This window comes from Marinifilum sp. D714 (genome assembly GCF_030851345.1).
Taxonomy (GTDB): Bacteria; Bacteroidota; Bacteroidia; order Bacteroidales; family Marinifilaceae; genus Marinifilum.
In genome coordinates, this window is record NZ_JALPNU010000101.1 from 1 (window position 1) to 317 (window position 317).

Sequence of the window (317 nt, forward strand, 5' to 3'; positions counted from 1 at the left end):
GACAGATTATTACTTAAATTTGGGGAATATTAGATTGATTATTCCCTAATAGGTACTGCAAATATATACTTAAATTCTAAACCGTAAATTTCCATAAGAAAAATAACCTAGAGTGTAAAATCGGAAACAATATTTTATCTTATTACTAATTGTTCCTACGCTCAGGATTCTTCCCTTTGAATCTTCTTCCATAAATTTTTCATTTTGCCTTTAAATTGATGAGCTTGAATTGGAGTCTTGTGTTCAATACTGGAATGAGGACGCTTATTGTTGTACAGGTTGACAGCTCTTTTAACAGCCTCATTGGCTTGCAAATA

General features: G+C 31.5%; 1 protein-coding gene. It reads right to left on the minus strand.

Annotation, left to right across the window (positions count from 1 at the left end; genetic code table 11):
* Nucleotides 1-161: 161 nt before the first annotated feature.
* Complete coding sequence (locus tag M0051_RS19850) at nt 162-314, minus strand: integrase core domain-containing protein (protein WP_373568325.1); 153 nt, start codon at nt 312-314, stop codon at nt 162-164.
* Between the last annotated feature and the right edge of the window lie 3 nt (nt 315-317).